Origin of the sequence: Micromonospora sp. ATCC 39149, from assembly GCF_000158815.1 — a bacterium.
Taxonomy (GTDB): Bacteria; Actinomycetota; Actinomycetes; order Mycobacteriales; family Micromonosporaceae; genus Micromonospora.
The window spans coordinates 3046777-3051929 of record NZ_GG657738.1; the positions used below are offsets into that span (position 1 = coordinate 3046777).

A 5153-nucleotide genomic window follows, 5' to 3' on the forward strand; every position below is an offset into this window, starting at 1 on the left:
GGTGTACGTCTCACCGGTGTCCGGGTCCTCGATCACCAGCGGCTTCTTGCGCAGCCGCTTCGTCACCGTCTCGACGGCGGCGACGGGGTCACCGGCGGCGAGCGCGCAGGCGTCCGGGCCGGCGGACTCGCAGCGCTTCAGGATCTCCCGCAGCGCCTTGTACGCGCCGTCGGCGCTGGCCAGCCGGGTCTCCTGGAGCTGGTTGCGGGCCTTGCCCTGGCCCACCCACGCGTCCGGGTTGAGCACACCGTCGACGACGATCGCCCGGACCCGGTCGGGGAACATGTTGGCGTAGTACTGCCCGAGCGCGGTGCCGTAGCTGAAGCCGAGGTAGGTGAGCAACTTGTCGCCGACCGCCCGGCGCAGTACGTCCATGTCCCGGGCCACCTCGGCCGTCGACATCGCACCGGAGAGCGGCTTTCCGGTGCTGGAGCACGCCTTGCCGACCGCCTTGGCCGAGTCGACGTACGCCTTCTCCTCGGCCTTCGTCCATGGGAAGGCGACGTTCAGCCCGGCGTACGCCTTGGTCTGGTCCTTCACCGACGGGAAGCACTTGAGGTTCTCGCTGGCCGCGATGCCGCGCGGGTCGACGCCGACGATGTCGAACCGGTCCAGCAGGTCGTCGCCGAGGAAGTACGGCGCGGCGAGGGCCAGGTCCGTGCCGGAGCCGCCGGGGCCGCCCGGGTTGACGAAGAGGCTGCCGATGCGGTTCTTCTGGTCGCGGGCCTTGACCCGCAGCACCGCCACCTCGGTGGTGGCGCCCGTCGGCTTGTCGTAGTCGAGCGGGAGCTGCACCGTGGCGCACTCGGCGGTGCCGTAGCAGGCGTACCAGTCGAGCTTCGGTGTGGGCACGCTGTCGACCCGCTTGGCCTCGACGGGGTCGGTCCGGTCCGAGGTGGCCGGACGACCCCAGCCGGCGGTGGTCGGTGCCGCGCTGGCCGGCGCGACGGCCGCGCCGGCGAGGACGATCCCCGCGATGCCTGCTGCGGTGAGAGGCCAGGTTGTACGTGGCATTCGGATGCCTTCCGGTAGGCAACGGGACGCGTCGAGCAATCCTCGACCACGTCACTCTAGGAACCGAGCCCACGAGCACCGCCCGGAAAATGCCCAGGAAAGGATCATTCCTTTGGTCAATGTAACCAATCTCTCTGCTCCGACGCTGTATCGCTCCTCTCCACTGCGGGCCGGTCGTTCGGCCTGGCGGGTGAGCGCCGGGAGAACCGGCGGCCGGGGCAACGGTTGACAGGCCGGCCGGCTCCGACATCCTTGACGGGTGACCCGAATCCCTCGGCCCGACGTGCCCGTCGTGGCGGTCGCCGCGTCGCTGGCGGCGGTCGCCCTGCTGGTGACGCTGGTCTGGTGGCACCCGCGCAGCATCGTGGCGGTGGTGCTCGCCCTGCTCTGCGTCCTGCTCGTGATGATCGCCGGAGTGTCGGTGACGGAGGTGCGGCACCGCCGCGAGGAGGCCCGCGAACGCGCGGGCGACGAGCCGGCGCCGTGGCCGGGGCAGCCGTCCACCCGGCTCAGCGACGTCGACGCCGACACCCTCGACACGCTGGACAGCCGCGACGCCATGCGGGCGGTGCAGCAACGCCGCCAGGGCGCGAGCGGGTTCAGCGACCGCTGAGGGTCGGCTCGTACAGCCCGTCGACACCGCGCCCGGCCAGGCACCGGTACGTCCGGTCCGGGCTGTCCGGCTCCGGCGGCAGCACCTCCAGGTGCCAGCCGCTGGTGTACGCGATCCCGCTGGTCAGCCGGAACGTCACCGGGTTGCACACCTTGCGCACCTGCGGGTCGGCGGTCACCTCGTCGTAACCCGCGTCGACCAGGGCGGCGGGCAGCTCACCCTCGGCGTAGGCCTCCCAGGTGTGCCGACCGTCGCAGGGCAGCCGGGGTGCCTCCGCCCGGGTGCCGCTCACCCGCATCGGCCCGAAGCACTGCAACTCGGCGATGCAGTGCGCGCCCACCGGCAGCTCGGCCGGGCCCTGCGACCCGGAGACGCAGCCCGGCAGCGCCCCCCACCGACTGGCGGTGGTCGTGCCGCCCACGGTGACGACGGGCGTGGGCTTCGGCGCGACCGGCGCGCTTTCGGCGACCCAGGCCCCGGCACTCGCCGAGGCGGCCAGCGCGAGCGCCCCCGCGCCGCCGAGGAACCAGCGCCGCCGCCACCGGCGACCGGTCGTCGTCGGCACCGTGGGGTGGTCGTCCTCCAGCGGGGGGCGCGGTGCGGCGCGGCCCGGCTGGCCGGTGCCGTACAGGCCGCCGGAGGTGGACGGGCTGCAGGTGGCGGTGCCCGGCTGGCCGGTGCCGTACAGGCCGCCGGACGTGGACGGGCTGCCGGTGGCGGTGCCCGTGGGGCCGCCGGAGGTGGGCCCACCGGAGACGGGGGCACCGCTGACGGGCGCGCTGACCGGGTCGAGCGGCAGGCCGGCGAGCAGGCCGCGCAGCTCCACGGCGGACGGACGGGCGGCCGGGTCGTTGGCCATGCCGGCCCGGAGCACGTCGACCAGCTCCTCCGGCACCCCGGGCAGCCCGGGTATCGGCTGGTGGAACATCTCCAGCACGGTGACCAGGCTGGGGCTGCGTTCGGACTGCCAGCGGGGCGGCCGGCCGTGCATGACGGCATAGAGGGTGGCGCAGAGGGCGTAGACGTCGACGGCGGGCGACGGCGGGCTGTGGTTGAACATCTCCGGCGGCGCGTACGCCGGGGTGAGCACCTCCAGGGTCACCGTCGGGTCGCGCACCTCGGCCAGCACCGCGAGCCCGAAGTCGGCCAGCACCGCCGGGTTGAAGTGGGAGTGCAGGATGTTCGCCGGCTTGACGTCGCGGTGCAGCACGCCGTTGGCGTGCGAGTGGGCCAACGCGTCGGCGATCTTCACGCCGAGGTCGCGGGTCTCCGCCGGGCCCAGGGGCGAGGTGCGCATCCGTTCCGCGTACGACCCGTCGCAGAGCTCCATGATGAGGTACGGATGCTGGTCGACGGTGACGCCCACGTCGAAGAGGTCCACCACGTGCGGGTGTGACGACATTCTCCCGGCCGCCCGCGCCTCGCGCAGGAACCGGGCCTGGTCCCGCTCGTTGTCCAGGGTGCGGTTCTCCACCTTCACCGCGACCTCGCGGCCCACCGAGATCTGGGTAGCCCGGTAAACGGTCGCGTAGCCACCTCGGGCAAAGACTTCTAAATCGGTCAGACCGGGCACAATGGGCAGCCGCAGGGCGCCGGGCGGGGTGTCGGTCACTGCTCGAAAATACCTAATCGGTCCGGTGGCTCAGCGGTCCGCGCCCGCAGACCGGGAGGCACCGTCCGCCGTCACCGCGACCTCACCCCGGGTGTCCGCCGGTGCGGTCGCCACGCGGCGGGCGTCGTCCCAACGCAGGGCCACGGCGGTGGCGACAGCGCCCAGCCCCTCCCAGAGCGCCACCGTGAAAAACCGCCCCGGGGCGACTTCGGCAAGCACCACGATGGTGAAGACGGTGAAGGTGACCAGCCGGAAGACCACGGTGAACCGGTAGAAGGCCCGCCACTCGGTGGCCGTGGCCAGCAGGTAGTAGACCCCCATGTTGAACGACGCCATCGCCGACGCGGTCAGGAACGTGCCGGTGTAGTCGCCGGCGGACCGGCTCTCGGGCACCTCGAAGCCGAGCATCCGCAGCTGCGCCTCCGGCCAGAGCAGCCCGAGGGCGCCCATGAGCAGGGCCAAAACGCCGAAGACCGCGATCGTCCAGCCGGCACTGGAGCGGGGCAGCCTCATCACGTCCTCCCGGGCGCGGCCCGACGGCCCTACAGTGGACCGCTCCTGGAAATGCCACCGTAGCCGTTGGCGCCGACACCCGCATCGGCGGAACCGGCAGAGTCGCCCCGCTGCCCACCGCCGTCCGCTCCCGCCGCCCGCTGGTGAGAAGGGAACCCTTCTCTACCGTAGGCGTTAACAAGGGGCCCCTCCTTACCCCCGCAAGCGCACGCGCAGCGCGTCCGCCGCGAGCCGCTCGCTGCGCTGTTCCGTCGCGTACGCCAGGCGCACCGCCTCCTCGGCCCTGGCCAGCGCCTCGACCGGGCGACCGCAGGCGGCCAGCGTCTCGGCCAGCACGCTCACCGCGATCACCTGGCTGCGCACGTCCTCCGCCGGGGCGGCGATCGCCCGGTGCGCCCAGTCCAGCGCCTGCTCGCGCTGGCCGTGGGCGAGCAGCGCGCAGGCGTACCGGGCCATGGTCTGCTGGCGGGAGAACAGCAGCGACGGCGTGTTCGCAGCGGCCGTCGCCACCGGGGCGAGCAGCCCCACGGCGGTCGCCGGGTCACCGGCCGCGAGCCGGGCCGTCGCCAGCAGCACCCGGGGACCCACCTGGGCGGGAGCCTGCGGGTTGTGCGGCTCGACGGTGGTCAGCACCGCCCGCGCCGACCGCTCGGCGGTTTCGCAGTCGCCCAGGTCCAGCGCCACGAAGCCGCGCAGCGTGCCGGCCATCCCGGTGAGCAGCGGGTGCGAGGTCCGCTCGGCGTACGACATCGCGTCGGCGAGCAGGTCGGCCGCGTGCTCCGGCTCGCCCAGCCCTCGGGCCACCACCCCGCGTACCACCAGCGCAAAGCCGCGCCCCCAGTCGTCGGAGACCTCAGCGAAGTCCCGGTACGCCCGGCGGGCCGCCTGGTCCGCCTCGCCCAGTTCGCCCAGTTCCGCCCCGGCGAACGCCTCGACCGCGCGCAGCGTGCCGACGGCCCACGCCTCGCCCACCCGCTCCCCGAACGGCAGGAAGACCCGTGCCAGCCGGCGGGCCTCGCGCAGCCGGCCGGCGAGCAGCCGGGCGAACGCGGTGGTGCCGCGCAGCCAGGCCCGCCCGTACGGGTCCTTCAGCTCGGCGAAGAGCCGGGCGGCCCGGCCCAGCACCGCGTCGGTGCCGGCGAAGTCGCCGCGGGTGGTGGTGACCCAGGCCAGGTTCTGTAGTGACCACGCCTGCCCACGCCGGTCCTGCGACGTCAGGCTGACCTGGTACGACGCCGCGAGCCGGCTGCTGGCCTGCCCGAGCCGGCCGGCGATGAAGTCGGCCATGCCGAGCCGGCGCATCGCCGAAGCGCGCAGGTTGGGCAGCTTGCCGGCGGTGGCCACCTGCGACGCCTCCTGCCAACAGGCAACCGCCCGGCCCTGGTCGCCGAGAGTCTGGTG

4 protein-coding genes and 1 pseudogene are annotated in these 5153 nt (G+C 73.6%); 1 reads left to right on the top strand and 4 read right to left on the bottom strand.

The genetic code is table 11. The features are described from left to right. A partial coding sequence (locus MCAG_RS12855; RefSeq protein ID WP_007073408.1) for an alpha/beta fold hydrolase occupies positions 1-1014 on the bottom strand: 1014 nt, incomplete at its 3' end. Positions 1015-1273: 259 nt separating this feature from the next. On the opposite strand from MCAG_RS12855, the gene MCAG_RS12860 reads away from it, so the two are divergent. After that, positions 1274-1627: a hypothetical protein gene (locus tag MCAG_RS12860; RefSeq protein ID WP_007073409.1), complete on the top strand. Its 354-nt coding sequence runs from the start codon at positions 1274-1276 to the stop codon at positions 1625-1627. Here MCAG_RS12860 and MCAG_RS12865 read toward each other — a convergent pair. The 3 genes and pseudogenes from MCAG_RS12865 to MCAG_RS12875 form a co-directional block, all read right to left on the bottom strand. Beyond that, on the bottom strand, positions 1614-3239 hold the full coding sequence (locus tag MCAG_RS12865) for a serine/threonine-protein kinase (protein WP_007073410.1): 1626 nt from the start codon (positions 3237-3239) through the stop codon (positions 1614-1616). The two genes, MCAG_RS12860 and MCAG_RS12865, sit on opposite strands and share 14 nt — an antisense overlap. Positions 3240-3269: 30 nt before the next feature. After that, positions 3270-3752, bottom strand: a complete 483-nt coding sequence (locus tag MCAG_RS12870) for a hypothetical protein (protein WP_007073411.1) — start codon at positions 3750-3752, stop codon at positions 3270-3272. 192 nt (positions 3753-3944) lie between these two features. Further along, a pseudogene (locus MCAG_RS12875) lies at positions 3945-5153 on the bottom strand (adenylate/guanylate cyclase domain-containing protein); the annotation flags it as partial.

What these genes read in the sequence shown, in the direction of transcription:
- MCAG_RS12870 (WP_007073411.1), bottom strand. Translation starts at nt 3,752, where the DNA reads ATGAGGCTGCCCCGCTCCAGTGCCGGCTGGACGATCGCGGTCTTCGGC.